Raw genomic sequence first — 24,853 nt, 5'->3', positions numbered from 1 at the left:
GGTCGGTCGGCGGCCGGGTCAGCCGCGCCCGTACCGCCGTACCGCCGCCGGAGCGCAGAGCGCGATCAGCGCCAGCGACCAGAGCAGGGCGCCCGCCACCGGATGCGCCACCGGCCAGGCGGCGTCCGGCGGCACGTGCGCCGCGCTGCCGGAGAGCTCCCGTACCGCCGTCGTCACCGCGGAGATCGGGTTCCACTCGGCGACCGTCCGCAGCCAGCCCGCCATGTTCTCGGTCGGGACGTACGCGTTGGAGAGCAGCGGCAGTATGAAGGTGGCGCTGCCCAGCTGGCCGGCCGCCTCCTCGCTCCGGGAGGCCAGGCCCAGCAGGATGCCCACCCAGGTCGTCGCGAACCGGAAGAGCAGCAGCAGGCCGAAGGCGCCGAGGGCCTCCAGGACCGTGCCCTCGATCCGCCAGCCCATCGCGAGGCCCACCAGGATCATCGGGACCATGCCGACCGCGCTGGTCGCCAGGTCGGCGAGCGCCTGGCCCAGCGGCACGGCGGCCCGGCTGATCGGCAGGGTCCTGAACCGGTCCGTCACTCCTCGGTGCGCGTCCTGGGCGGCCTGGAACATCCCCGTCATCAGCCCGCCCGCCGCCGTCGCCACGAGCAGACCGGGCACCAGATACGCCCGGTACTCGGTGCCGGGCATGGCGAGCGCGCCGCCGAAGACGTAACCGAAGAAGAGGAGGAAGACGATCGGCATCGTCTGCGTCATCACGAGGACGGCCGGGGCGTGCCGGACCCGCCGGAGATGGCGGCCGAGGACGTAGGTGCCGTCGTGGACGAGGGCGCTCATGCGATCAGCTCCTCAAGGGGGAGGGAGCGGGGGCGTCGGGCCGTTCCGTGAGGCGCAGGAACACCTCGTCGAGCGTGGGCGGGCGCAGGGTGGCGTCGATGATGTGGACGCCCGCCGCGTCGATCTCGCGGACGATCCGGGGGAGGGTGAGCGTGCCGTCGGTGGTCACCGCACCGACCGTGCGGCGCTCGGCGTCCAGCGTCGGGGCGGAGCCGGTGAGCTGGTCAAGGACGGCCGCGGCGGCGTGGAGCAGGGAGGGATCGGCGACGACCACCTCCGCCCGGCTGCCGAGCATCGCCTTGAGCTCGGACGGGGTGCCCCGGTGGGCGGCCCGTCCGCCGTCGATGAGCACGATGTCGTCGGAGAGCTGGTCGGCCTCCTCCAGATACTGCGTGGTCAGCAGCACGGTCGTGCCCTGGGAGGCCGACTCCCGTACGGCGTCCCAGATCTCTCCCCGGCTGTGCGGGTCGAGCCCGGTCGTCGGCTCGTCGAGGAAGAGCACCCGCGGCCGTACGAGCAGACTCGCGGCCAGATCGAGGCGGCGGCGCATGCCGCCCGAGTAGGTCCGGGCCGGCCGCCCCGCGGCCTCCGTGAGCCCGAAGCGTTCCAGGAGTTCGTCGGCGCGGCCGCGCGGGGCGCGCAGCAGACCGGCGAAGAGCCGCAGGTTCTCCGCGCCGGTGAGGTCGCCGTCGACCGACGCGTACTGCCCGGTGACGGCGATCCGCTCCCGCACGCCCGCCGGGTCGCGCACCACGTCCCTCCCCGCGACGCGAGCGCTGCCCGCATCGGGCCTGAGCAGCGTGGTCAGCACCCGAACGGCCGTGGTCTTGCCCGCTCCGTTGGGGCCGAGGACACCGCAGACCGTGCCCTCGGGCACGGCCAGATCGAGACCGCGCAGGGCAGGGACCTCGCCGAACCGCTTCGACAGACCCTCACTAAGTACAGCGTACGTAGTAGTCATGGTGCGACCATAGCGCACTACGTACGGTGTACGTAACTAGGATGGGGGGCGAGGTGATGATCCATGGCGGGCCGAGCGGCCGAACCCGAAGTGATCTGGGCGCGCCCCGAGCGCACCGGCCGAGGTCCCAAGCCGGCGTACAGCAGGGACGACATCGTCGCCGCCGCGGTGCGCATCGCCGACGAGGACGGCATCGACGCGCTCTCGATGCGCCGGCTCGCGGCCGATGTCGGCTGCGGCACGATGTCGCTCTACAACTACGTGCCGCGCAAGGAGGACCTGTATGAGCTGATGGTCGACGCCGTCAGCGGCGAGTACGTCCTTCCCGATCCCCCCAGCGGCGACTGGCGCGCGGACATGTTCGAGATGGGCCGCCAGGCCCGGGCGATCCTGCGCCGCCACCCCTGGGTGATCCGCCTGATGACGACGGGGTACGCCTACGGGCCCAACGCCCTGCGGTTCCTGGAGTCCTGCCTGGCCTGCCTCGACGGGCTCGACCTGCCCGGCGGCACCAAGCTGGAGCTGGTCGCGACCGTCAACGGCACCGTGATGACCGTCGTCGCCAACGAACTCGCCCTCGCCGAGCGCGCCCGTGGACTGCCCTGGTCGCAGGAGCAGGAACAGGCCGTACGCACCGCCTACCTCACCCGCCGGCTCGCGGGCGGCGCGTACCCGCGGCTGGCCGCCGTCCTGGGCGAGGAAGGGGTCGCACCCCTCGATCCGGACGAGGTCTTCGAACGGACGCTGGGACGGGCGCTGGACTCGTTCGTACGAGGATAGGGGCGCCGGGGCGCCCTACAGCAGGACGAACTGGCCCTCCGGGCCCTCCTCCTGATGGTCCAGGACGGACGCCGGGCGCCGTGCCCGGTCCGGTACGGGCAGCACACCGGCCTCCCGCAGGGCGCCGCGCGTCAGGCGCGGCCCCGCGTCGAGGGCGGCGCGCTCCGGCTCCCGCTGGGCCAGCAGGGCGAGGACGGTGATCAGCTCCAGGAGTTCCGAGGTCCACTCCTGCGGCCAGGCCGCGGGCCCGATCGCCTCCAGGCTCCCCGGCTCGACGGGCGCCGTCCGGCGCGCGAACCACTGCTCAAGTACGCGTACGCCCCCGGCATGGAACTCCCACGCCTCGGCGGGCACCGGCGAAATCCGGCCCCCGTCGAGATCCAGGGCCTCCTCCCCTGGGTCGTACGCCGGCGTTGTCGGCCGGGCGGGGATCGCCGCCCGCACATAGGGCCGCCGACCGCCGGGCAGCCGGGGCCTGTCGCCGCCGCGGGCGCCGCGCAGCTGGATGTTGGTCAGCCGCCGGCCCAGTTCCACGCCCGAGAGCCAGACGGCCGGGTCCTGGGGGAGCGGGACACGGCAGCCGGTGGGGGAGGGGCGGGCGGCTGCCACGGCCCAGGCCAGCAGGTCGTGGGCGGTGACCTCGTGCCCGTACCGCTCGCTCAGCAGGGGCAGGAGACCGGGTGCGACGTTCGGCTCCACGCCACCGGGGCGCCGGAACAGCGGACGGATCCGGCCGGGCCGACCGGCCGGGGAGCGGCCGTCGGGCAGAGCCGCGGTCACCAGCAGGGCGGGACCGGCCACGCCAGACCCGGACGTGGAACCGGTCCCCGGCACGTACCCCTGCTCGACGGCGAACAGCTGCCGCCCGTCGGCGACCCGCCACAGCTCGGGCCGGGCGGTGTCGATCAGCCGGTGGTCGGGGATCAGCCACTGCTCGTCGAACGGCCCATGTGCGAGCCGCACGGGCGCCGGACAGGGCCCGGACTCGCGCGCGAACCGGCCGGTGCCGGTCGGCTGCCCCGGGAGCGCGGCCACCGAACTCGACGGCGTACGCGCCCGGCTGGGCCGGAACAGCCGCTCCCGTTCCTCTCCCTCGGCCCCGACCAGGCGGTCCCAACGAGCGCGCAGCGTGCGGACGTCCGGGGCCACGACCCATGACCGGCCGAGCCGCAGCGGCGCGACGGACCACGGCATGAGCTCGTCGAGCAGCGGCACCTCGTCCGGCAGCGGATCTTCGGTCACCTGCCGCATGCTAGTGAGCGGCCCACCACCGACGCATCAGGGCATCCGCCCGCCCGACGGGGCCTGCCCGGCCCGCCCGGCCGCGCGCCGGGGGCGTGGGCTCAGTGGGACTCGACCGTCACCGTGAAGGAGAACCGGTCGCCCCGGTACTGGATGCGGGCCACGTCCACCACCCGGCCGTCCTCGCCGTAGGTCACGCCCGTGTAGTGCAGGATCGGTGAGAGCAGCGGGACCTGGAGCAGGGCGGCCGTCTCCGGGTCGGCGAGCCGGGCCTCGACCGTGTCCGTGATCCGGCTGATCCGGACGCCGACCACGTCCCGCAGGACCTTCGTCATCGGCCAGCGCTCCAGATCGGCCGGGTCGAGGCCGGCCGCCACGTCCGGACGTACGCAGTTCCGGGCCCAGTTGGTGGGCTCGCCGGTCTCCCCGTCGCAGCGCAGCCGGCGGTAGGCGACCACCTCCGACTCGTCGGGGAAGTACTCGGCGACCTCACCGGGCACCGGCTCCGGGCCGTGGCCCAGGACCGTCGTCCGCTCGCCCGACTGCTGGGCCACGATCGCGTCGATCGAGCCGAGCAGCCGGCGCGGAGTGGAGCGCCGGGCCCCCGGCTCGATGAACGTGCCGCGCCGCCGGTGCCTGCTGATCAACCCCTCCTGCTCCAGCTCCTTGAGGGCCTGTCGCATGGTCAGCACGCTCACGCCGTAATGGGCGGCGAGCTGCTCCTCGGTGGGCAGCCGCAGCGAGGCGTCGGGCGTGCGGCCCAGTATCGAGGCGCGCAGGGACTGCGAGACCTGGTACCAGAGCGGCAGCTTGCGGTTCAGGATCAGCGAGTCGGGAGCGAAGGCGGTCACGGTTTCTCCGTACTACGACCGGAAGTGGCGCTCAAGACCCTGCCACACGTCGTCGTAGCCCCTCTGCAGATGGTCGGCGTCCGCCGCCTGGCCGGTGGCGGTGACGGGCCAGCGGGTCTCGAACATGAAGGCAAGACCGTCGTCGATCTTCTGCGGCTTCAGCTCCGCCGCGCTCGCCCGGTCGAACGTCTCCCGGTCGGGCCCGTGGGCGGACATCATGTTGTGCAGCGAGCCGCCGCCCGGCACGAAGCCCTCGGCCTTCGCGTCGTAGGCGCCTTCGATCAGGCCCATGTACTCGCTCATCACGTTGCGGTGGAAGTACGGCGGCCGGAAGGTGTCCTCGCCGACCAGCCAGCGCGGGGCGAACACCACGAAGTCGACGCCCGCCAGGCCGGGGGTGTCCGTCGGTGAGGTCAGCACCGTGAAGATCGACGGGTCCGGGTGGTCGTACGAGATCGTCCCCATCACGTTGAAGCGCCGCAGGTCGTAGACGTACGGGGTGTGGTTGCCGTGCCAGGCGACCACATCGAGCGGGGAGTGGCCGTAGGTCGCCGACCAGAGGTTGCCGCAGAACTTGTTGACGACCTCGACCGGCCCCTCCACGTCCTCGTAGGCGGCGACGGGCGCCCGGAAGTCGCGGGGATGGGCGAGACCGTTGGCGCCGATCGGGCCGAGGTCGGGGAGCTGGAAGGGCGCCCCGTAGTTCTCGCACACGTATCCGCGGGCGGTCTCGTCGAGGAGCTCGACCCGGAAGCGGACCCCGCGGGGGATCAGCGCGATGTCGCCGGGGCGGGCGGCGAGCAGGCCCATCTCCGTGCGGAGGAGGAGCCCGCCGCGCTCGGGGACGATCAGCAACTCGCCGTCGGCGTCGCTGAAGACCCGGTCCATGGAGGTGTTGGCGTGGTAGAGGTGCACGGCCATGCCGGCGCGCTGGGTCACATCGCCGTTGCCCCCGAGCGTCCAGAGGCCGGCGAGCCAGTCCGTTCCCGGCGCCGGGTCGGGCAGCGGGTTCCAGCGCAGCCGGTTGGGGTCCGGGACCGTCTCGGTGAAGGGCGCGGAACGGACGGCGCCGTTGTCGATCCGGGTGAACGCCGGATGCGCGGCCGAGGGGCGGATCCGGTACAGCCACGACCGGCGGTTGTGGGCGCGCGGCTCGGTGAACGCGCTCCCGCTCAGCTGCTCCGCGTACAGGCCCAGCGGTGCGCGCTGCGGGGAGTTGCGGCCGTGCGGCAGTGCGCCCGGGACCGCCTCCGAGCTGTGCTCGTTGCCGAAACCGGTGGAGTACCGGAGTCCTTCGGCCGTCTTCGCGACCTGTTCGGTGCTCTCCGTGGTCATCGCGCGCTCCTGTCCTCATGCCCCTGAACAATCCTATGCATGACCGTAGGATTCCGCGCCCGCCCGCGTCAACGGGGCACTCGCGGCGGGGGTGGGACGAAGGGCGCGCACAAGGGGTTCCAGCCTCGGTGGCATCGGCCCGCTCATCGCCTGACCCGGGCGGGAGCGGCATCATGGTCCCGTGCCCCACCCGAGCCCGCCCGACAGGCCCAGCCCGCCCGAATGGCCCAGCCCGTCCGACAGGCCCGGCCCGCGCCCCCACGCCGGCCCGGTCGCCCCGTCCACGCCGCCCGCCCTGCGTCGTATCCCTGTCCAGCAGCGCAGTGCCGACCGTCTCGCCCGGATCCTCGACGCCTGTGCCGAACTCCTCGACGAGACCGGTTACGAGCAGCTGAGCACCCGGGCCGTCGCCGTCCGCGCCGGGGTCCCCATCGGCTCCGTCTACCGCTTCTTCGGCAACAAGCGCGCCATGGCCGCCGCCCTCGCCCATCGCAACCTCGACCGCTACGCCGCGCGCGTCACCGCCCGCCTCGCCGTGCTCCCCGCGGTCGACGCCCACGCGGCCATCGACACCGTCCTCGACGAGTACCTCGCGATGAAGCGCACCGTGCCGGGCTTCGCGCTGGTCGACTTCGGCGTCCCGGCTCCCGGCGAGTCCGGCGACGACGACCCCAACCACCTGGTCGCCGACCGCCTCTGCGAGCTGCTCGCCGCGCCCCTGGGGCGTCCCGCCGACGAGACCCTGCGCCGCAAGGTCCTCGTCGGCGTCGAGGCCACCGACGCCCTGCTCCAACTCGCCTTCCGTACGGCGGCCTCGGGCGATCCGGCCCTCATCGCCGAGACGCGCGAGCTGCTGTACGCGTACCTCGCGCCCTCCCTGTCCTGACCGCGGCCGGTCGAACCCCGCCCGTCGCCACCCTCCCGCTCATCCCTACCGGTCGGTATGCTCGGCGCCACCCGCCACCCGCCACCCGCCACCCGCCACCCGCCACCCGCGGCCCGCCCCAGCGCTCCAGGGAGCCCGTCATGTCCACCGCACTGCGCATCTGCCCCCTCTGCGAAGCCACCTGCGGGCTGACCCTGACCCTCGAAGGAACCCGGGTCACCGGGGCCCGGGGCGATCGTGACGACGTCTTCAGCCAGGGCTTCATCTGCCCCAAGGGCGCCTCCTTCGGCGAGGTCGACGCGGACCCCGACCGGCTCAAGGGGCCCCTCGTCCGCGAGAACGGCGCCCTCCGGGAAGCGACCTGGGACGAGGCCTTCGACACCGTCGCCGCCCGGATCCGGCCGCTCGTGGAGGAGCACGGGCCGAACGCCGTGGGTATCGTCCTCGGCAACCCCAACGTCCACACCATGGCCGGAGCCCTCTATCCACCCCTGCTCCTCGGGGCGTTGCGGACGCGGAACCTCTTCACCGCGTCCACGCTCGACCAGATGCCCAAGCACGTCTCCAGCGGGCTGCTCTTCGGCGACCCGTTCGCCGTGCCGGTTCCGGATCTGGACCGCACCGCGCATCTGCTGATGCTGGGCGCCAACCCGCTGGAGTCCAACGGCAGTCTGTGCACCGCCCCCGACTTCCCCGGCAAGCTGAAGGCTCTGCGCAAGCGCGGCGGCACCCTGACCGTCGTCGACCCGCGCCGCACCCGCACGGCCGCGCTCGCCGACCGGCACCTCGCCATCCGCCCCGGCTCCGACGCCCTCTTCCTCGCCGCGCTCACCCACACCCTCTTCGAGGAGGGGCTCACCGACCTGGGCGCACTCGACGGCCATGTCGAGGGCGTCGACGACGTCCGTGCGGCGGTACGGGAGTTCACCCCCGAAGCGGTCGCCGCCGCCTGCGACCTGGACGCCACCACCATCCGTACCGTCGCCCGTGAACTCGCCGCGGCCCCCTCGGCGGCCGTCTACGGACGCATCGGCAGCTCCACCGTCGCCTACGGCACGCTCGCCAGCTGGCTCGTCGACGTCCTCAACATCCTCACCGGCAACCTCGACCGCCCCGGCGGCGCCCTCTTCCCGCTCTCCGCCACCGCCCCCGCGTCCCGCCCCGCAGGCCCCGGCAAGGGCTTCACGCTCGGCCGCTGGCGCAGCCGGGTCTCCGGCCATCCCGAGGTCAAGGGCGAGTTCCCGATGGCCGCCCTCGCCGAGGAGATCGAGACCGGGGGCGAGGGCCGGATCCGCGCGGTGATCACCATCGCCGCCAACCCCGTGCTGTCCGCGCCCGACGGCCGACGCCTCGACCAGGCCCTCGGCGCCCTCGACCTCATGGTCGCCGTCGACCCGTACCTCAACGAGACCAGCCGCCACGCCGATGTCGTCCTGCCCCCGCCGCCGCCGTCCCAGAGCGCCCACTTCGACTTCGCCTTCAACGGCTTCGCCGTCCGCGACCAGGTCCGCTACACCCCGGCCGCCGTCCCTCTGGAAGAGGGGCGCATGGACGAGTGCGAGATCCACGCCCGGCTGATCCTCGCCGTCTCCGGCATGCACGGCGCCCCGCCCTCGGCCGTCGACGACCTCGCCATCGACACCGCCCTCGCCAAGGCCGTCACCCAGGAGCACTCACCCTTCTTCGGGTGCGACCCGCGGGAACGGGCCGGGCTCCTCTCCGGCCGCACCGGACCCGAGCGGCGCCTCGACATGATGCTGCGCCTGGGCCCGTACGGCCTCCGCCTCGATGACGTCCGGCAGGCGCCGCACGGCATCGACCTCGGCCCGCTGAAGCCCCGCGTCCCTCAGCTCCTCAAGACCCGCAGCGGGCGGATCGAGCTGCTGCCGTCGCCCATCGCCGCCGACCTGCCCCGGCTGCGCGCCGCCCTCGACGCGGAGCCCGACGGACTCGTGCTCGTGGGCCGCCGTCATCTGCGCTCCAACAACAGCTGGCTCCACAACGTCCCCTCCCTCAGCGGCGGCTCCAACCGGTGCACCCTCCAGGTCCACCCGGCCGACGCCGACCGGCTCGGGCTCGCCGACGGCAAGCCCGCCCGGATCACGGCGGAGGGCGGTGCGCTCGACGTCGAGGTGGAGATCAGCGACACCGTACGGACCGGGGTGGTGAGCCTGCCGCACGGCTGGGGCCACGACCGCCCCGGCACCCGGCTCACGGTCGCCGCCGCCCGGCCGGGCGTCAACGTCAACCAGCTCCTCGACGGCTCCCGGCTCGACCCGCTCTCCGGCACCGCCGTCCTCAACGGATTCCCCGTCGAGATAACACCCCTGCCGTGACCCCTGTTGCGACCCCTTTCCTGACCTGGGGTTTTGCTCGTATTGCTCACACGTCAACATCTTGTTAACGGCTGAAGAGGGCACCTAACGTCATCCGAACCGCCGCACCGGTGGAGTCCTCCCGGTGGGAGTTCAAAGGTGAACGTGAGGTGTCCTCCATGCTGACCGTCCTCGGCTTCGCCATGATCGCGACCTTCCTGGTCCTGATCATGATGAAGAAGATGTCGCCGATCGCGGCGCTCGTCCTGATCCCCGCGCTGTTCTGTGTCCTCGTCGGGCAAGGTGCCCAGCTCGGCGACTACGTCCTGGAGGGCGTCGGCAAGCTCGCGCCCACCGCGGCGATGCTGATGTTCGCCATCGTCTACTTCGGCGTGATGATCGACGTCGGCCTCTTCGACCCGATCGTCCGGGGCATCCTGCGCTTCTGCAAGGCCGACCCGGTGCGCGTGGTGGTCGGTACGGCGCTGCTGGCCGCGATCGTCTCGCTGGACGGCGACGGCTCCACCACCTTCATGATCACCGTCTCCGCCATGTATCCGCTGTACAAGCGGCTCGGGATGAGCCTGGTCGTCATGACCGGAGTCGCCGCCACCGCCAACGGCGTCATGAACACGCTGCCCTGGGGCGGCCCCACCGCCCGCGCCGCCACCGCGCTCAAGCTCGACGCGGCCGACGTCTTCGTGCCGATGATCCCGGCGCTCGGCGCGGGCCTGCTGTTCGTCTTCGTCCTCGCGTACGTCCTCGGCCGCCGCGAGCGCAGGCGGATCGGCTACCTCACCCTCGACGAGGTGCTGGTGACGGAGCCCGAGGCCGAGACGGTCCTGGTGAAGGCCGGGGCGGGCGGGGACGCCGACGCGAGCGGGGGCCGGGGCGGCGGTGCGGACGCAGGCGGGGCCGTCGGCGGGACCGGCGGCGCGCCCGGCCTGCCCGGGGGCCCGGACACCGTCCCCGGGGAGGGTTTCCAGGGCCTCGACCCGGACCGCCCGACGCTGCGGCCCCGGCTGTACTGGTTCAACGCGGGTCTCACCGTCGCGCTGCTCAGCGCGATGATCCTGGAACTGCTGCCGATCCCGGTCCTCTTCCTGATCGGCGCCGCCCTCGCGCTCACCGTGAACTACCCGCGGATGGCGGACCAGAAGGCCCGGATCGCCGCCCACGCGGACAACGTCCTCAACGTCGCCGGCATGGTCTTCGCCGCCGCCGTCTTCACCGGCGTCCTCACCGGCACCGGCATGGTCAAGCACATGGCCGACTGGCTCGTCGGCGCGATCCCCGAGGGCATGGGCCCGCACATGGCCCTGTTGACCGGCGTGCTGAGCCTCCCGCTCACGTACTTCATGTCGAACGACGGCTTCTACTTCGGCGTGCTCCCGGTGCTCGCCGAGGCGGGCGCCGCCCACGGAGTCTCGCCGCTGGAGATCGCCCGCGCCTCCCTCGTCGGCCAGGCGCTCCACATGTCGAGCCCGCTGGTGCCGGCCGTGTACGTCCTCGTCGGCATGGCGAAGGTCGAGTTCGGCGATCACACCAAGTTCACGGTGAAGTGGGCGGCGCTGACATCGCTGGTCGTGCTGGCCGCGGGGATACTCTTCGGGATCATCTAGGCGCGAGGTCACGCCGGAGTGACCGCGGGCCGCGGGGGATGGCCGAGGCTCCGCGGGAGGCCCTGAGGCTCCGTCGGAGGTCCGAGGCTCCGCCGGAGGGGTGAATGTCGCGAGTGTCGCGGCCGGGTCGACACCCTCTGCGTTCATGTCATGACAGATAGTCAGATTATCGGTTGATCACCGACGTCTTCATGACTGGAGGAACCCCCGCATGTCCGCTCTGCCTGTCCGCTCCCTGCTGTCCACCGCCGTGGCCACCTGCGCCCTCGGCGCGGTGGCCCTGGCCGGTGCGCCCGCGGCCCTCGCCGCCCCCGGCGACAACGGCGACGTCAAGGTCCACCACGCCGGGCGTCCCGACGAGCCGCCCCGTACGCTCGAGTCCGACCAGCGCAGCGAGCCCAAGGTCTGCACGTTCTACTTCTCCGCGCTCAGCTTCGACGGGCTCCCTGCGCTCACCTGGACGATCGTGCCCCAGCCGCTGAAGGGCGGCGTCGTGAAGAGCGGCACGATCACCGTCGACCCGCAGGGCAACGGGTTCACTCCGGACCTGGAACTCGCCGACGGCCTGTACAAGGTCGAATGGACCTGGCCGGGCCAGATGGGCGCCAAGAAGAGCAAGGTCTTCAAGGTCGACTGCGGCAACTACACCCACCCGCCGAAGAACGAGGGGCAGGGCCACCACAAGCCGCCGCACGGCCCCGTCGGCGCGGGCGGTGGCGGCAGCGCCGAACTCGCCGCCGACAACTCCGCCCTCGGCGTCGGGACGGCACTCACCGCCGGCCTCGCCGGTACGGCCGGGCTGATCCTGCTCCGTCTCCGTCGGTCGCGCCGCCGCACCGATGGCGCCGCGTAGGTCCCGCTACACGCGCAGGCAGCGGCGCCTCTTCCGGCTCGCCCGGACGGTGGTGGTGGCCCTGTCACTGGTCGTCGGCGGCATCTGGTGGGCCCGGGACGAGGAACCGTCGGGCCCACCGATCGCGGCCGCCCCGGCCGCGCACGGGGCGGCCGAGGTGCCCGCCGCGGCCCCGGCCGTACCCGCGCCCCAGCCCGACCAGAAGCCCCGGGCTCAGCCCACGCCGAAGCCGACGCCCACGCCCCCGGCGAAGCCGACGCCCACGCCCCCGCCCCCGGTGAAGCCGACGCCCACGGCGAAGCCCACGCCGACGCTGAAGCCCAAGGCGGAGGCGAAGCCCAAGGCGAATCCGGGGGCCAAGGCGAAACCGGTGCCCAACGGGCCGTCCTCCCCTCTGGGGCGTTCGCGCCCCACCGGGCTCGCCGTCCCGGCGATCACCATCGAGGCGCCGGTCATCGGCCTGGGGTTGGACTCGTCCGGTCGGCTCGCCACCCCACCGGTCGACAACCCGCGCGTCGTCGGCTGGTACCGGCAGGGCCCCACGCCGGGCGAACGCGGTACGGCCATCGTCGTCGGCCACCGCGACACCCGCACGGGGCCCGCCATCTTCCTCAACCTCAACGCGCTCAGCCCCGGCAACACCGTCCGGGTCGCCCGCGCGGACGGCCGGGTCGCCGTCTTCACGGTCGACAAGGTCCGCACGTACACCAAGGACGATTTCCCCGACCATGAGGTGTACGGCTCCACGGGCCGGCCGGAGCTGAGGCTGCTCACCTGCGGCGGAGCGTTCCACCCGAAGAAGGGCTACGAGGCGAACGTCGTCGTCTACGCCCACCTCACGGGTCTCGACCGGGAGATCTGACCGCGCCCGCGACCCGACCGCGCCTCACGCCGACAGGGCCCGCTGCTGCGGCGCGAATGCGGCGGCGCCCGGTCGGACCGGTCCGGCGCGGTACGTCGACGGCCTGGCGTGGCCCTGGTGGGTCCGTCGGCGTCCGGGGCCCCGCCCGGTTGGGCGGTGCCCGTCCGGTGCGGCATGGTCCGACCTGGCCCGGCTTGGTCGGGCCGTCGCGGGCGGCGACGGCCCGGCCGGGTCCGTCCGGCGGGGCCTGGTGAGGCCTGCCTCGGGCCTGGCCGCGCCGTCAGCGTGCAACGAGGTGCGGTCCCGGCCGGTCGGTCGGCGTGCGGCGACGGCCTGGTCCGGGGTCGCCTGTCCGGCGCGGTGGGTCCGGCTTGGCGCGCCATCAGCGCGCCGTGCCATGCCGCCGTGTGCCGCCGTACCGCCCCCCCGTCTCCGCGTGCCCCTCGCCGGCTCGCCCTGCCCCGACACCTCGGCGGCCGCCACCCCGCCGCGCCCTCTGGCGTGCCCGGGGCTCCGCGACCGAGCCGCCAGCCGGGCCTCCCCCGTCCCCGGAGAACCGAGCCGTTTCGGCGCGCAATCGCCCAGCTCGAACCACCCCCAAACAGGGATGCCCCCATGCCCCACCCGCTCCCCACCCCCCGTCGCCACCTGGCCGCCTTCGCCGCCGGGCTGGTCATCGTCATCGGCGCGCCCGCCGCGTACGCCACCCTCGGGGGCGAGACGGCTCCGGAGTCCGTCGTCCCGGACGCTCGGGGCCGCGGAGCGGCGTACGTGGAGACCCGGCTGTTCTTCGGGACCGAGCGGCCCGACGGCGGGCCCGACGTCACCGACCGGCAGTTCATGGCCTTCGTCGACAAGGAGGTGACGCCCCGCTTTCCCGGCGGGCTCACCGTGCAGGACGGCCGTGGACAGTGGAGGGACAGGAACGGCACCATCGAGCGGGAGCGTTCGTACGAGCTGATCCTGCTGTACCCGGCGACCGAGGCGAAGGTCCATGATCCGCGGATCGAGCGGATCAGGCGGGCGTACCGGACCGCCTTCGCGCAGGAGTCGGTGGCGCGGCTCGACGAGCCGACCCGCGCCGACTTCTAAAGGTCGCCCGCCCTGAGACGAGGGCCACGACCGGCGGCCCTGGCGCCAGAAAACTAACAGCGCTAGTTTGGGTCCGACGTGCGAACCGGTCGGTGACGTGAGGAGACAGCGGATGAAGGCCCACGACGCGATGTACATCGGCGGGGAGTGGCGCCCCGCCTCCTCCACGGACACCATCCCGGTGATCGATCCGGCGGACGAGCGGGTCATCGCCCATGTCCCCGCCGGCACCGCCGAAGACGTGGACGCCGCCGTACGCGCCGCCCGCGCCGCCTTCCCCGGCTGGGCCGCCACCCCGCCCGCCGAGCGCGCCGCCCGCATCGGCGCCCTCCGGGACGCGCTCGCGGCCCGAGCCGAGGACATCGCCGCGACGGTCACCGCCGAGCTGGGGGCCCCGCCCAAGCTCGCCGCCGCCGTCCACACCGGACTGCCGATCGCCGTCGCCGGCTCCTACGCCGAACTCGCGGCCACCCACCCCTTCGAGGAGAAGGTCGGCAACTCCACCGTCTACTCCGAGCCCGTCGGCGTCGTCGGCGCGATCACTCCGTGGAACTACCCGCTCCATCAGATCGTCGCCAAGGTCGCCCCTGCCCTCGCCGCAGGCTGCACCGTCGTCCTCAAGCCCGCCGAGGACACGCCGCTGACCGCCCAGCTCTTCGCCGAGGCCGTCCACGAGGCCGGTGTCCCGGCCGGGGTGTTCAACCTCGTCACCGGGCTCGGCCCGGTCGCCGGACAGGCGCTCGCCGAGCACGAGGGCGTCGACCTGGTCTCCTTCACCGGCTCGACCGCCGTGGGCAGGAAGATCGGCGCTCTCGCCGGCGGCGCCGTCAAGCGCGTCGCCCTGGAGCTCGGCGGCAAGTCCGCCAACGTCATCCTGCCCGGCGCCGACCTCGGCAAGGCCGTCGCCGTCGGCATCGCCAACGTCATGTCCAACTCCGGTCAGACGTGCAGCGCCTGGACCCGGATGCTGGTCCACACCGACCGGTACGACGAGGCGGTGGCGCTCGCGGCCGAGGCCGTCGCCACGTACGTCCCCGGCGAGCGCGTCGGCCCGCTCGTCAACGCCAAGCAGCAGCAGCGCGTCCTCGGATACATCCGGAAGGGCGTCGAGGAAGGCGCCCGGATCGTCGCCGGCGGCCCCGAGGCACCGCGCGAGACCGGCTACTACGTCTCCCCGACCGTCTTCGCCGACGTCACCCCCGACATGACCATCGCGCAGGAGGAGATCTTCGGCCCGGTCGTCTCGATCCTCCGGTACGAGGACGAGGAGGAGGCCCTCGCCATCGCCAACGGGACCGTCTACGGCCTGGCCGGCGCGGTCTGGGGTGAACAGGAGGCGGCCGTCGCCTTCGCGCGCCGGATGGACACCGGTCAGGTCGACATCAACGGCGGCCGCTTCAACCCGCTGGCTCCCTTCGGCGGTTACAAGCAGTCGGGCGTGGGGCGCGAACTCGGCGCCCATGGTCTCGCCGAGTACCTCCAGACCAAGTCCCTCCAGTTCTGAGCGTCCGAGGAGTCACGAGCGTGAGCGTCATCCGTGCCGCCGTCCTGCCCGCCGTCGGCGCTCCTCTGGAGATCACCGGCATCGAACTCCCCGAGCCCGGCCCGGGTCAGGTCAGGGTCCGCCTGGCCGCCGCCGGGGTGTGCCACTCCGACCTCTCCCTGAGCAACGGCACCATGAGGGTGCCCGTCCCGGCGGTCCTCGGCCACGAGGGCGCCGGAACGGTCGTCTCCGTCGGCGAGGGGGTCACTGATGTCGCCCCCGGCGACGGGGTCGTCCTCAACTGGGCGCCGTCCTGCGGCTCCTGCCACCACTGCTCGATCGGCGAGGTCTGGCTCTGCGCCGACGCCCTGACGGGGGCGGGGAACGTGTACGCCGTCTCCGAGGACGGCACGGAGCTGCACCCCGGTCTCAATGTGGCCGCCTTCGCGGAGGAGACCGTCGTCGCGGCCAACTGCGTGCTGCCCGTCCCCGACGGGGTCCCGCTCGTCGACGCCGCCCTGCTGGGCTGCGCCGTGCTCACCGGCTGGGGAGCGGTCCACCACTCCGCGCGGGTACGGGAGGGGGAGTCCGTCGTCGTCTTCGGCGCCGGCGGCGTGGGCCTCGCCGCCCTCCAGGCCGCCCGGATCGCGGGCGCCTCGCCGATCATCGCCGTCGACGTGTCGCCGGAGAAGGAGGCCCTGGCGCGGGCCGCCGGCGCCACCGCGTACGTCGTGGCCTCCGCGACAACGGCCAAGGAGATCCGGAAGCTGACGGGCGGCCACGGCGCCGACGTGGCCGTGGAGTGCGTCGGCCGAGCCACCACCATCCGTACCGCCTGGGACTCCACCCGACGCGGCGGCCGCACGACGATCGTCGGCATCGGAGGCAAGGACCAGCAGGTCTCCTTCCACGCCCTGGAACTCTTCCACTGGGGCCGCACCCTGTCCGGCTGCGTCTACGGCAACTCCGACCCGGCGAAGGACCTCCCGGTCCTCGCCGCCCACATCCGCTCCGGCCGCCTCGACCTGAGCACCCTGGTCACCGACCACATCACCCTGGACGGCATCCCGGCCGCCTTCACCAACATGCTGTCGGGCAAGGGCGGCCGGGCGCTCGTGGTCTTCTAGGGGGCGGGCCCGCCCCATGTTCCGGTCGCCCTCAGACGGGCTCCACGCTCTCGGCCGGGGTCTTCTCCGGCTTCGGGCGGGAGCGGGACACCGCCACGCCCGTCAGGCAGAGCGCGCCGCCGGCGAGGGTGAGCAGGCCCGGGAGTTCGCCGAGGAAGAGCCAGGCCATGAGGACGACCAGGGCCGGTACGGCGTACGTCGTCGCGCCCATCCGCCCCGCCGTCGTGCGGGCCAGGGCGTAGGCCCAGGTGGTGAAGGCGAGGGCGGTCGGGAAGACGCCGAGGTAGACCATGTTCAGGGTCGCCGAGAGCGGTGCCCGGCTCGCCTCGTCGATCAGCCGGCCGGCGAAGGGCAGACAGGCGACCGTGCCGACCAGGCACCCGAACGTGGTGACCTGGAGGGCGCTGCCGTGCGCCAGGGCGGGCTTCTGGGCGACGACACCGCCGGCGTACGCGATCGCCGCGACCAGGCAGAGCGCGACGCCGAGGACCGAGGCGTGGCCCTCGCCGGACATCGACAGGCCGACGGCCACCGCGCCCGCGAAGGACACCACCATCCCCGCGATCAGCCGCGGCGGCAGCGATTCGCGCAGGAACCGCGCGCCGAGCAGCGCGATCAGGATCGGGCCGATGTTCACGACCATCGCGGCCGTTCCCGCGTCGACCTCCTGCTCACCCCAGTTCAGCGCCACCATGTACGCGCCGAACCACAGCAGACCGGAGACCAGGATCCCGGGCCAGGCCGCCCGGGGCGGTACTCCCTCCCGCCGTATCAGGAGTACGACGCCGAGGACGAGCGCCCCGGCGAGCAGCCGGCCGAGGGCGAGGGCGCCGGGGGAGTAGGCGGCCCCGGCGCTGCGGATGGAGACGAACGCGGAGGCCCAGAGGACGACCGTGACACCGGCGGCGGCGAGAGCGAGGCGGGTGGTTGCGGGGGAACTGGTCATGCGCAGACCGTAGGGCCCCGACCGTTCGGCGCTCACCGAATTATCGCCGGCGCGATGCCCAGCGTCCGGTGCAGGGCGTCCTCTCCCTCGGGAGTCACCTTCACGGCCCGCTCGGACCCGATCCGCACGCACCAGCGGCTCTCCAGCGCATGCCGGCACAGCGCCGCACCCGCCATCCCGGCGAGGTGCGGCTTCCGCTCGGTCAGGTCCAGGCAGCCCCGGGCGACCGGCCGCCGCCCCTTGGCCTCCAGCGGAATGCCGAGCTCCGCGAACCAGTCCACGCCCCGGTCCGTGAGCGCGAACCCGGTGTCCTGGCGGAGCAGCCCGCGTACGGTCATGGCCTCGGTGATCGCGATCCCGAGCCGCCCGGCGAGGTGGTCGTAGCAGGTACGCCCCCGGGCCATCGCCCGGCCCGCGCTCGCGGCCCGCAAGGTGTGCGGCGGCTCGTGGACGGCGGGCACGGCGCGGGCCGCGAGGTCCTCGACGAGGTGGGCGACGCCGGGGTCCGCGAGGCGCACGTACCGGTGCCTGCCCTGCCGTTCCTCGGCGAGCACCCCGCCCGAGACGAGCTTTCCGAGATGCTCACTGGCGGTGGACGGCGCCACGCGCGCGTGCCGGGCGAGCTCCCCGGCGGTCCAGGCGCGCCCGTCGAGCAGGGCGAGGAGGAACGCGGCGCGGGTCTCGTCCGCGAAGAGCGCCGCGAGCGCGGCGAGGTCTCTGGCTGCCATGGGAGACAGGGTCCCGCACGCACTGTTCGGCCGCGGCCGAACGATCCTTCCGGTGACTCCTCCGCCCCGCGTCCGGCCGTACCGCCGTTACGACCCGCTCACCGAGCCCTGCTTGGGCCACTTTCCCCGTACCCCCGCCTCGTACTGCATCGACAACCCGTCGAGCAGCGCCCGCAGCCCCGTGTCGAACGCCCCCTCGTCGACCTTCTGGCGGTGCTCCGCCAGGAGGTGCGCCTGGCCGAGGTGGGGGTAGTCGGCCGGGTCGTACGCCGTCTCGTCGTCGACGAAGCCCCGGGCGAAGGAGCCGAGCGCCGAGCCGGTGACGAAGTACCGCATCAGCGCGCCGATGTAGGTCGCCTGGGCCGGTGGCCAGCCCGCCCTGACCATCGCGCCGAAGACGGCGTCCGCCACCCGCAGGCCCGCCGGACGGCGGCCGGGGCCCTGAGCGAGGACCGGGACGATGTTCGGGTGGTCGGCGAGCGCGGCGCGGTAGGAGGCGGCCCAGTCGTGCAGGGCCGTACGCCAGTCGCGGTCGTCGTCCTCGTCGAACATCGACAGATCGACCTTCGCGCTGACCGCGTCGGCGACGGCGTCGAGGATCTCGTCCTTGGTGCGGAAGTGGTTGTAGAGCGACGGCCCGCTCACTCCCAGTTCCGCCGCGAGCCGGCGGGTGGAGAGCGCGGCGAGGCCCTCGGTGTCCACGAGCGCGCTCGCCGTCTCGACGATCCGGTCTCTGCTCAGGAGGGGCTTGCGCGGTCGGGCCATGGCGCACATAGTAGGCCTGCGCCTTGGAAACTAGCAGTGCTAATTAAATGGCCCGAAGAAGCACCCGAAGAAACGCCCGAAGAATCACCCGAAGGTCGGTGTCGCAGTGGATCTGGAGCTGAGCGAGGAGCAGGCGGCCGTACGGCAGCTCGCCGAGGACTTCGTCGCACGCGAGGTCGCTCCCCATGTCGTCGCGTGGGACCGTGCCGAGAACGTCGACAAGTCGATCGTGAAGAAGCTCGGCGCGGTCGGCTTCCTCGGCCTGACCGTCCCGGAGGAGTACGGCGGCTCGGGCGGCGACCACCTCGCCTACTGCCTCGTCACCGAGGAGCTCGGGCGCGGCGACTCCTCGGTGCGCGGCATCGTCTCCGTCTCGCTCGGCCTCGTCGCCAAGACGCTCGCCTCCTGGGGGAGCGAGGCGCAGAAGCGGGAGTGGCTGCCCCGGCTCACGGCGGGCGACGCCGTCGGCTGCTTCGGCCTGACCGAGCCGGGGACGGGCTCCGACGCCGGGAACCTGACCACCAGGGCCGTCCGCGACGGCGGCGACTATGTCGTCAACGGTTCGAAGATGTTCATCACCAACGGCACCTGGGCCGATGTCGTCCTGCTCTTCGCCCGCACGAACGACACCCCCGGCCACAAGGGCGTCTCCGCCTTCCTCGTCCCCACGGACACCCCCGGTCTCACCCGCCGCACCATCCACGGCAAGCTCGGCCTGCGCGGGCAGGCGACCGCCGAGCTGGTCCTGGAGGACGTCCGCGTCCCGGCCTCCGCCATGCTGGGACCGGAGGGCAAGGGCTTCGCCATCGCCATGTCCGCCCTGGCCAAGGGCCGTATGTCGGTCGCCGCCGGCTGTGTCGGCATCGCGCAGGCGTCTCTGGACGCCGCCGTCCGCTACGCCGGGGAGCGCGAGCAGTTCGGCAAGCCGATCGCCTCCTACCAGCTGGTGCAGGAGCTGATCAGCGACATCGCCGTCGACGTGGACGCCGCCCGGCTGCTGACCTGGCGGGTCGCCGATCTGATCGACCGGGGCGAGGAGTTCGCCACCGCCGCGTCGAAGGCGAAGCTGTACGCCTCCGAGGCCGCGGTCCGCTCGGCGAACAACGCCCTCCAGGTCTTCGGCGGTTACGGCTACATCGACGAGTACCCGGTGGGCAAGCTGCTGCGCGACGCGCGCGTGATGACGCTGTACGAGGGCACCAGCCAGATCCAGAAGCTGATCATCGGCCGCGCGCTGACGGGCGTGTCCGCCTTCTGAGCCCCTGGGAGGAGTCCCCGGACAAGTCCCGGGACGAGTCCCTGCGACGAGTGAGTACCCGCTGAGTATCCGGACGGATGTGGCGGGCGCCACATCCGTCCGATGCTGTCCGGCATGAGTGACACACCGGTCAAGCAGCAGAACACGGCCGCCTACTACATGCAGGCCGTCATCTCCTTCGGGCTCGCCCTCGCCGCCGTGAGCATCGGCATCTTCAACCTGGACGCCGACGCCTGGGTGCGGTCCTTCCTCGCCATCGCGGTCCTCTACCTCACGACCTCCGCCTTCACCCTCGCCAAGGTGGTCCGCGACCGCCAGGAGGCCGGCCAGATCGTCAGCCGGGTCGACCAGGCCCGTCTGGAGAAGCTCCTCGCGGAGCACGACCCCTTCCAGAAGCTCTGAGCGGAGCCGGTTCCGGGCGCGCGTCTCCGGGCGCCACACCTCTAAGCGCTTGCTCAGCTTCGTTGTATGGTGTTCGTCCTGACCGGCTGGAGAAGGGGCGAACGATGAGCGCGGCGGACGCGGCGGAGGAGACGCCCGGCGGCGAGGACGTGCCGTGGGGCGAGGTCACGCCCGAAGCGGCCAGGCGGCTGCTGGTGGCGGCCGTCGAGGCCTTCGCCGAGCGGGGGTACCACGCCACCACGACCCGTGACATCGCCGGCCGTGCCGGGATGAGCCCGGCCGCGCTCTACATCCACTACAAGACCAAGGAAGAGCTGCTCCACCGGATCAGCCGCATCGGCCACGACAAGGCCCTGGAGATCCTCCGGGCCGCGGCCGACGGCAACGGCACGGCCGGTGAGCGGCTCGCCGACGCGGTGCGCTCCTTCGTGCGCTGGCACGCCGAGCGCCACACCACCGCGCGGGTCGTCCAGTACGAGCTCGACGCGCTGGGCCCCGAGCACCGCGCCGAGATCGTGGAGCTGCGCCGCGAGTCCGACGCGGCCGTGCGCCGGATCATCGAAGAGGGCGTGGCGGCGGGGGAGTTCGACGTGCCGGACGTCGCGGGCACCACCGTCGCGGTGCTCTCGCTCTGCATCGACGTCTCGCGCTGGTTCAACGTCCGGGGCCGCAGGACGCCCGACGAGGTCGGCGCGCTCTACGCCGACCTCGTCCTGCGGATGGTCGGCGCTCAGAAGTAGTAGCGCGACACCGACTCGGCGACGCACACCGGCTTGTCGCCGCCCTCGCGCTCCACGGTCACCGTCGCGGTCACCTGCACACCGCCGCCCGCCTCCGTCACCTCGGTCAGCACCGCACCGGCGCGCACGCGCGAGCCGACGGGCACGGGCGCGGGGAAACGGACCTTGTTCGTACCGTAGTTGAGCCCCATCTTCATGCCCTCGACGCGCATGATCTGCGGGACGAGCACCGGCAGCAGCGACAGCGTCAGATAGCCGTGCGCGATGGTCCTCCCGAACGGGCCTGCTGCGGCCCGCTCCGGGTCCACGTGGATCCACTGGTGGTCGCCGGTCGCCTCGGCGAACAGGTCGATCCGCTTCTGCTCGATCTCCAGCCAGTCGCTGTGGCCCAGCTGCTCGCCGACGGCGGCGCGCAGCTCCTCGGCGGAGGTGAAGATCCTCGGCTCTGCCATGTCCCGCTCCCTGCGTCTCACCCGATGTCGCTTCATCTAAGCGACTGCTTAGTCTGGCCGGGGTGGAGGGCTGTGTCAATGGTCCGGTGAGGCCGCGCAGTAGGGTTCGAGGGGTGCCACAGATTCCGGAGAAGATCCACGAACTCACTGTCGGGCAGCTCTCCGCGCGTAGCGGAGCGGCCGTGTCCGCCCTGCACTTCTACGAGTCCAAGGGGCTGATCAGCAGCCGCCGTACCAGCGGGAACCAGCGCCGTTACGGACGTGACACCCTGCGCCGGGTCGCCTTCATCCGGGCCGCCCAGCGCGTCGGCATCCCGCTGGCCACCGTCCGCGACGCGCTCTCCCGGCTCCCCGAGGAGCGCACGCCCACCAACGAGGACTGGGCGCGGCTCTCGGCGGCCTGGCGTACGGAACTCGACGAGCGGATCAAGCGGCTCGGGCTGCTGCGGGACCACCTGACCGACTGCATCGGCTGCGGGTGCCTGTCCCTGGAGAACTGCGTGCTGTCCAACCCGGACGATGTGATCGGCGAGCGGATGGCGGGCTCGCGACTGCTCCCGGAGCGCCGCGCCGCGAAGGAGTGACCCGGTACGGCGCAGGGGCGGGAGTGCTGCCCGGTACGGGCAGGGCTGGGAAGCGCCTGGGTACGGAGCAGGAGCCCGCCACCCCCGTGGGCGGGCCCCTGCGGTTCCTGGTGCGCGGCGGCGCTACTCGTACTCGGTGCCGCCCTTGCGGGTCAGATACGCCGGGCTGACCGCCTTCGCGATGGCGCGGCCGCCCACGACGGGGCTGTACCGCTCGGTGACCGGACGGATCACGACGCCCTCGCGCAGATGCAGCGCCCGCCCCGACACGGTCTCCCGTCCGTTCGCCAGGTCGAGCACCACGGCGGAATCGTACGGTCCGGCGAACAGCCGCGGTACGAGGGGCAGTTCGCCCGGCTCCAGGACGGCGGCCGGGTCCAGCCACCGCACCTCGCCGTCGATCTCGGCCGAGACGTCGAAGACGGCGTAACCCACTCCGGGGGTGCGGGCGTCCGCGCCGTAGCCGAGGTCCTGCACACCGGAGCCGTAGACCTCGCCGAACAGGCCGACCCGGCGCGCCCCGAGCCGCTCGGCCAGGCGCGCGGCGACGGCCGGGGCGTCATGGCCCAGGACGGCGCGCCAGTACAGATTGCGCGGATCCTCCGTGAGCGCCAGGCCCTTCGCGCCGAACCCCTTCGAGGAGACCTGCACCCGGCCGTCCGCGGCGAAGTACGTCATCAGGCAGGCCGAACCGTGCAGCTTCTCCGTCAAAACCACCGGCTCGCCGGGGTCGAAGATGTCCGGATACCGCTGGAGGTTCTCGATGTCGACCCAGGGCAGGAGATCGGGCGCCGACTCCACGTCCCCGCTCATCGTCGGCGGGATCGGCGGGACCCATTTGGTGATCCCCAGCGACTCCGCGAAGTCGGTCCCCTCCGCGGCCGCCCGTGCCAAATCCACGTCCGCGAGCGCCTTGGGCCGGCACACCAGCCCCTGCGACAACTCACCCCGCAGCCGCACCGCCTTGACCCGGTCCGAGGCCTTTCCGGCGAGCCGCCCCGTCAGCCCCAGCTCCTCGACGAGCGCGGCGGGCAGCACGGCCTGCTCCGGGATGTAGAGCGCGGCGTCACCACTGCGGTACGCGCCCTTGGCGACGACGGCACGATAGAGGCCCACCTGGGCCAGCTCAAGCGCGTCGGCGTTCGGGTGTGCGTGGACGGTCAGCAGTTCGGCGGTGACGCGCAGCGTCGACATGTCAGTTCTCCGGCCCCTCGGGTGTCGTTCTCATCGCCGGACACTCTGCCGGTGCGAATTCCCCTGGGCGAGCCGTTTTCCCTCTGCTATAGGGAGCGTTCCGCCTCCGCCACGGCGGCCGTGACCAACTCGGCGTTGGATGCCGCCGGGCGTCCGTCGGGCAGGAACAGCGTGTCCTCCAGGCCGACGCGGGTCGCCAGGCCGAGGCGGCGGGCCAGGCGCAGGACCGGCCAGGCGCCGGCGTCCTCGCCGTGAAGGAGGACGGGAGCGGGGACGTGGCCCGGCGCGGTGAGGCGGCCGAGTGCGGAGTTCCGTTCGGTAGGTCGGCCGGAGTCCGGCGCCAGTTCGGTGAGGCGGCCGAGTGCGGAGTCCCGGTCGGCGAAACGGCCGGGATCCGGCGCCAGTCGGGCCAGGAGCGCGTGGGCGGTGGCCCGCGCCGTCGTCGGGTCGGGGTCCGTGACCTCGGCCAGGATCCGCAGGACCCGGGGAGCGAGGGGCGAACGCAGGAACCGCGCCGGGCCTTCCGTGCCCGACCAGAGGCCCGCCTCCACCCCCACACCCCGCTCCAGGAGCGCCGCCGCCAGCTCCTCCGCGCCCGGCTCGTGCCAGTTCACCGAGGCGTGGTCGGGAAGCACCGTCCAGGAGCGGACGCGTTCGACCCTCCGTACCGGATCCGGCTCCGCCCACGCACCGGTCGTCACTCCCACCGGGACGTCGACCACCGCGCGGATCGCCGTCAGGGTCTCCGCGAGCACCCGGGGCGACAGCGTGTCGCCGCCGCACGGCGTCTTCGGGTGGACATGGACGTCCCGCGCCCCGGCGGCGACGGCTCGCGCCGCCTCCTCGGCCATGGCCGCCGGCGACATCGGCACGGCCGCCGAGTCCCCGGGCCCGCGGCCCCCGTTGAGACAGACCTGGATCAGCACGTCACCCGTGCCTCAGGCCGCCGACACCAGCCGGGGCAGGGACCTCTCCCGTGCCCGGGCCAGCGCCCGCGAGGTGAGGACCGCCCGGGGCACGACCACGCCGCAGTCCCCGCAGACCGGCCCGAACCACGGCTCGTCCGCCAGGTCAGGACGCCACTCGATCCGCTGCCCCGCGCACACCGGGCAGTGCTCGCCCGGGTCCGACTCCAGGGCGGCGATCAGCCGCCGCAGCACCTCCGCCAGCGGCTCCGACGGGTGGACGGCCGGATCGTCGCACCGCGCCACCCCGTTGCCGCCCCAGGTCCGCCGGTGCCAGTCGTCGAGCGCGCCGGGCCGGCGCAGCCCGTCGTGCTTCTCCCGCCGCCGGCGCTCCGCGAAATCCCTCTCGTACGCGAGCCACACCGCCCGAGCCTCCTCCAGCTCCTCCAGCGCGGCCACCAGCCGCCCCGGATCGAGTTCGCGGTCCTCGGGCCCGAACCCGTGCCTGCGGCACAGGTGGTCCCAGGTCGCGCGGTGCCCGTAAGGGGCGAACCGCTCCAGGCACTTGCGCAGGGAGTACCTGCGCAGCGCCGTGTCGCACGCCGGGTCGCGCACCTGTCTCGCAAGACTCCGGAAACCGGCCATCGCTCCGCACCTCCGTCGCTCGTACTT

Annotated in this window: 25 protein-coding genes; 13 read left to right on the top strand and 12 right to left on the bottom strand. The window is 73.1% G+C overall.

Translation table 11 applies throughout. The features are described 5' to 3' along the window. Positions 1 to 18: 18 nt before the first annotated feature. Together ACWDX6_RS12975 and ACWDX6_RS12970 are read right to left on the bottom strand one after the other, a co-directional pair. Entirely contained in the window at positions 19 to 798 is a 780-nt protein-coding gene (locus ACWDX6_RS12975; RefSeq protein WP_451484984.1) for an ABC transporter permease, read from the bottom strand. A gap of 4 nt (positions 799 to 802) precedes the next feature. Beyond that, complete coding sequence (locus ACWDX6_RS12970; RefSeq protein ID WP_451484983.1) at positions 803 to 1,759, bottom strand: ATP-binding cassette domain-containing protein; 957 nt, start codon at positions 1,757 to 1,759, stop codon at positions 803 to 805. Between the two features lie 63 nt (positions 1,760 to 1,822). Here ACWDX6_RS12970 and ACWDX6_RS12965 point away from each other — a divergent pair, with 63 nt between their 5' ends. Continuing rightward, a complete protein-coding gene (locus ACWDX6_RS12965) occupies positions 1,823 to 2,539 on the top strand; it encodes a TetR/AcrR family transcriptional regulator (protein ID WP_451484982.1) in 717 nt (238 codons plus the stop codon). Between the two features lie 15 nt (positions 2,540 to 2,554). Here the strand turns inward: ACWDX6_RS12965 and ACWDX6_RS12960 are convergent, their stop codons facing one another. From ACWDX6_RS12960 to hmgA, 3 genes are all read right to left on the bottom strand, one after another. Next, positions 2,555 to 3,790, bottom strand: a complete 1,236-nt coding sequence (locus ACWDX6_RS12960; RefSeq protein WP_451484981.1) for a type ISP restriction/modification enzyme — start codon at positions 3,788 to 3,790, stop codon at positions 2,555 to 2,557. 92 nt (positions 3,791 to 3,882) lie between these two features. Further along, complete coding sequence (locus tag ACWDX6_RS12955) at positions 3,883 to 4,632, bottom strand: GntR family transcriptional regulator (RefSeq protein WP_451484980.1); 750 nt, start codon at positions 4,630 to 4,632, stop codon at positions 3,883 to 3,885. Between the two features lie 12 nt (positions 4,633 to 4,644). Beyond that, positions 4,645 to 5,967, bottom strand: coding sequence for a homogentisate 1,2-dioxygenase (gene hmgA, locus ACWDX6_RS12950; protein ID WP_451484979.1), 1,323 nt, complete (start codon positions 5,965 to 5,967; stop codon positions 4,645 to 4,647). A 295-nt stretch (positions 5,968 to 6,262) separates the two neighbouring features. On the opposite strand from hmgA, the gene ACWDX6_RS12945 reads away from it, so the two are divergent. The 8 genes from ACWDX6_RS12945 to ACWDX6_RS12910 all read left to right on the top strand — a co-directional run bounded on the left by ACWDX6_RS12945 (position 6,263) and on the right by ACWDX6_RS12910 (position 16,207). Then, positions 6,263 to 6,853 carry a TetR family transcriptional regulator gene (locus tag ACWDX6_RS12945; protein ID WP_451485054.1) on the top strand — a complete coding sequence of 197 codons (591 nt, stop codon included), beginning with the start codon at positions 6,263 to 6,265 and terminating at the stop codon, positions 6,851 to 6,853. 140 nt (positions 6,854 to 6,993) lie between these two features. Further along, the gene (locus ACWDX6_RS12940; RefSeq protein WP_451484978.1) at positions 6,994 to 9,189 is read left to right on the top strand and encodes a molybdopterin oxidoreductase family protein; all 2,196 of its coding nucleotides are present in this window, start codon (positions 6,994 to 6,996) and stop codon (positions 9,187 to 9,189) included. Positions 9,190 to 9,347: 158 nt separating this feature from the next. Then, entirely contained in the window at positions 9,348 to 10,790 is a 1,443-nt protein-coding gene (locus ACWDX6_RS12935) for a CitMHS family transporter (RefSeq protein WP_451485053.1), read from the top strand. A 211-nt stretch (positions 10,791 to 11,001) separates the two neighbouring features. Next, positions 11,002 to 11,643 (top strand): hypothetical protein, encoded by a 642-nt coding sequence (locus ACWDX6_RS12930; RefSeq protein WP_451484977.1) that lies wholly within the window; start codon positions 11,002 to 11,004, stop codon positions 11,641 to 11,643. Between the two features lie 313 nt (positions 11,644 to 11,956). Next, positions 11,957 to 12,505: a class F sortase gene (locus ACWDX6_RS12925; RefSeq protein ID WP_451485052.1), complete on the top strand. Its 549-nt coding sequence runs from the start codon at positions 11,957 to 11,959 to the stop codon at positions 12,503 to 12,505. Between the two features lie 615 nt (positions 12,506 to 13,120). After that, positions 13,121 to 13,597, top strand: coding sequence for a DUF3574 domain-containing protein (locus ACWDX6_RS12920; protein WP_451484976.1), 477 nt, complete (start codon positions 13,121 to 13,123; stop codon positions 13,595 to 13,597). A 112-nt stretch (positions 13,598 to 13,709) separates the two neighbouring features. Beyond that, positions 13,710 to 15,101: an aldehyde dehydrogenase family protein gene (locus tag ACWDX6_RS12915; protein WP_451484975.1), complete on the top strand. Its 1,392-nt coding sequence runs from the start codon at positions 13,710 to 13,712 to the stop codon at positions 15,099 to 15,101. A 20-nt stretch (positions 15,102 to 15,121) separates the two neighbouring features. Beyond that, positions 15,122 to 16,207 carry a zinc-binding dehydrogenase gene (locus ACWDX6_RS12910; protein WP_451484974.1) on the top strand — a complete coding sequence of 362 codons (1,086 nt, stop codon included), beginning with the start codon at positions 15,122 to 15,124 and terminating at the stop codon, positions 16,205 to 16,207. Positions 16,208 to 16,238: 31 nt separating this feature from the next. On the opposite strand, the gene ACWDX6_RS12905 is transcribed toward ACWDX6_RS12910, so the two are convergent. The 3 genes from ACWDX6_RS12905 to ACWDX6_RS12895 all read right to left on the bottom strand — a co-directional run bounded on the left by ACWDX6_RS12905 (position 16,239) and on the right by ACWDX6_RS12895 (position 18,646). Further along, positions 16,239 to 17,153 carry a DMT family transporter gene (locus ACWDX6_RS12905; protein ID WP_451484973.1) on the bottom strand — a complete coding sequence of 305 codons (915 nt, stop codon included), beginning with the start codon at positions 17,151 to 17,153 and terminating at the stop codon, positions 16,239 to 16,241. Positions 17,154 to 17,185: 32 nt separating this feature from the next. Next, on the bottom strand, positions 17,186 to 17,881 hold the full coding sequence (locus ACWDX6_RS12900; protein ID WP_451484972.1) for an ArsR/SmtB family transcription factor: 696 nt from the start codon (positions 17,879 to 17,881) through the stop codon (positions 17,186 to 17,188). 87 nt (positions 17,882 to 17,968) lie between these two features. Then, on the bottom strand, positions 17,969 to 18,646 hold the full coding sequence (locus ACWDX6_RS12895; protein WP_451484971.1) for a TetR/AcrR family transcriptional regulator: 678 nt from the start codon (positions 18,644 to 18,646) through the stop codon (positions 17,969 to 17,971). 106 nt (positions 18,647 to 18,752) lie between these two features. Here ACWDX6_RS12895 and ACWDX6_RS12890 point away from each other — a divergent pair, with 106 nt between their 5' ends. From ACWDX6_RS12890 to ACWDX6_RS12880, 3 genes are all read left to right on the top strand, one after another. Next, positions 18,753 to 19,904 carry an acyl-CoA dehydrogenase family protein gene (locus tag ACWDX6_RS12890; protein WP_451484970.1) on the top strand — a complete coding sequence of 384 codons (1,152 nt, stop codon included), beginning with the start codon at positions 18,753 to 18,755 and terminating at the stop codon, positions 19,902 to 19,904. A 114-nt stretch (positions 19,905 to 20,018) separates the two neighbouring features. Beyond that, complete coding sequence (locus tag ACWDX6_RS12885) at positions 20,019 to 20,306, top strand: YiaA/YiaB family inner membrane protein (protein WP_356892428.1); 288 nt, start codon at positions 20,019 to 20,021, stop codon at positions 20,304 to 20,306. Positions 20,307 to 20,410: 104 nt separating this feature from the next. After that, positions 20,411 to 21,046 (top strand): TetR/AcrR family transcriptional regulator, encoded by a 636-nt coding sequence (locus ACWDX6_RS12880; RefSeq protein WP_451484969.1) that lies wholly within the window; start codon positions 20,411 to 20,413, stop codon positions 21,044 to 21,046. Here the strand turns inward: ACWDX6_RS12880 and ACWDX6_RS12875 are convergent. Next, positions 21,037 to 21,498, bottom strand: a complete 462-nt coding sequence (locus ACWDX6_RS12875; protein ID WP_451484968.1) for a MaoC family dehydratase — start codon at positions 21,496 to 21,498, stop codon at positions 21,037 to 21,039. The two genes, ACWDX6_RS12880 and ACWDX6_RS12875, sit on opposite strands and share 10 nt — an antisense overlap. Before the next feature lie 113 nt (positions 21,499 to 21,611). Between ACWDX6_RS12875 and soxR the strand changes: the two genes are divergently transcribed. After that, positions 21,612 to 22,082 carry a redox-sensitive transcriptional activator SoxR gene (gene soxR, locus ACWDX6_RS12870; protein ID WP_451484967.1) on the top strand — a complete coding sequence of 157 codons (471 nt, stop codon included), beginning with the start codon at positions 21,612 to 21,614 and terminating at the stop codon, positions 22,080 to 22,082. 123 nt (positions 22,083 to 22,205) lie between these two features. On the opposite strand, the gene ACWDX6_RS12865 is transcribed toward soxR, so the two are convergent. The 3 genes from ACWDX6_RS12865 to ACWDX6_RS12855 form a co-directional block, all read right to left on the bottom strand. Beyond that, positions 22,206 to 23,276 carry an RNA ligase (ATP) gene (locus ACWDX6_RS12865; RefSeq protein ID WP_451484966.1) on the bottom strand — a complete coding sequence of 357 codons (1,071 nt, stop codon included), beginning with the start codon at positions 23,274 to 23,276 and terminating at the stop codon, positions 22,206 to 22,208. 86 nt (positions 23,277 to 23,362) lie between these two features. Next, positions 23,363 to 24,199, bottom strand: a complete 837-nt coding sequence (locus ACWDX6_RS12860) for a 3-keto-5-aminohexanoate cleavage protein (protein WP_451485051.1) — start codon at positions 24,197 to 24,199, stop codon at positions 23,363 to 23,365. Positions 24,200 to 24,214: 15 nt separating this feature from the next. After that, positions 24,215 to 24,826, bottom strand: coding sequence for a hypothetical protein (locus tag ACWDX6_RS12855; RefSeq protein ID WP_451484965.1), 612 nt, complete (start codon positions 24,824 to 24,826; stop codon positions 24,215 to 24,217). Between the last annotated feature and the right edge of the window lie 27 nt (positions 24,827 to 24,853).

The sequence above is a fragment of the Streptomyces sp. NPDC003027 genome (assembly GCF_053591435.1).
The sequence above is the reverse complement of the archived record's forward strand: the minus strand, read 5'-3'. Positions and strand labels throughout refer to the sequence as shown.

Coding starts and splice junctions, on each gene's coding strand:
- ACWDX6_RS12880 (WP_451484969.1), top strand. CDS start 20,411: ATGAGCGCGGCGGACGCGGCGGAGGAGACGCCCGGCGGCGAGGACGTG.
- ACWDX6_RS12895 (WP_451484971.1), bottom strand. CDS start 18,646: ATGGCCCGACCGCGCAAGCCCCTCCTGAGCAGAGACCGGATCGTCGAG.
- ACWDX6_RS12930 (WP_451484977.1), top strand. CDS start 11,002: ATGTCCGCTCTGCCTGTCCGCTCCCTGCTGTCCACCGCCGTGGCCACC.
- ACWDX6_RS12905 (WP_451484973.1), bottom strand. CDS start 17,153: ATGACCAGTTCCCCCGCAACCACCCGCCTCGCTCTCGCCGCCGCCGGT.
- ACWDX6_RS12975 (WP_451484984.1), bottom strand. CDS start 798: ATGAGCGCCCTCGTCCACGACGGCACCTACGTCCTCGGCCGCCATCTC.
- ACWDX6_RS12920 (WP_451484976.1), top strand. CDS start 13,121: ATGCCCCACCCGCTCCCCACCCCCCGTCGCCACCTGGCCGCCTTCGCC.
- ACWDX6_RS12875 (WP_451484968.1), bottom strand. CDS start 21,498: ATGGCAGAGCCGAGGATCTTCACCTCCGCCGAGGAGCTGCGCGCCGCC.
- ACWDX6_RS12900 (WP_451484972.1), bottom strand. CDS start 17,881: ATGGCAGCCAGAGACCTCGCCGCGCTCGCGGCGCTCTTCGCGGACGAG.
- ACWDX6_RS12960 (WP_451484981.1), bottom strand. CDS start 3,790: ATGCGGCAGGTGACCGAAGATCCGCTGCCGGACGAGGTGCCGCTGCTC.
- ACWDX6_RS12915 (WP_451484975.1), top strand. CDS start 13,710: ATGAAGGCCCACGACGCGATGTACATCGGCGGGGAGTGGCGCCCCGCC.
- ACWDX6_RS12940 (WP_451484978.1), top strand. CDS start 6,994: ATGTCCACCGCACTGCGCATCTGCCCCCTCTGCGAAGCCACCTGCGGG.
- ACWDX6_RS12935 (WP_451485053.1), top strand. CDS start 9,348: ATGCTGACCGTCCTCGGCTTCGCCATGATCGCGACCTTCCTGGTCCTG.
- ACWDX6_RS12970 (WP_451484983.1), bottom strand. CDS start 1,759: ATGACTACTACGTACGCTGTACTTAGTGAGGGTCTGTCGAAGCGGTTC.
- ACWDX6_RS12855 (WP_451484965.1), bottom strand. CDS start 24,826: ATGGCCGGTTTCCGGAGTCTTGCGAGACAGGTGCGCGACCCGGCGTGC.
- ACWDX6_RS12885 (WP_356892428.1), top strand. CDS start 20,019: ATGAGTGACACACCGGTCAAGCAGCAGAACACGGCCGCCTACTACATG.
- ACWDX6_RS12865 (WP_451484966.1), bottom strand. CDS start 23,276: ATGTCGACGCTGCGCGTCACCGCCGAACTGCTGACCGTCCACGCACAC.
- ACWDX6_RS12965 (WP_451484982.1), top strand. CDS start 1,823: ATGGCGGGCCGAGCGGCCGAACCCGAAGTGATCTGGGCGCGCCCCGAG.
- hmgA (WP_451484979.1), bottom strand. CDS start 5,967: ATGACCACGGAGAGCACCGAACAGGTCGCGAAGACGGCCGAAGGACTC.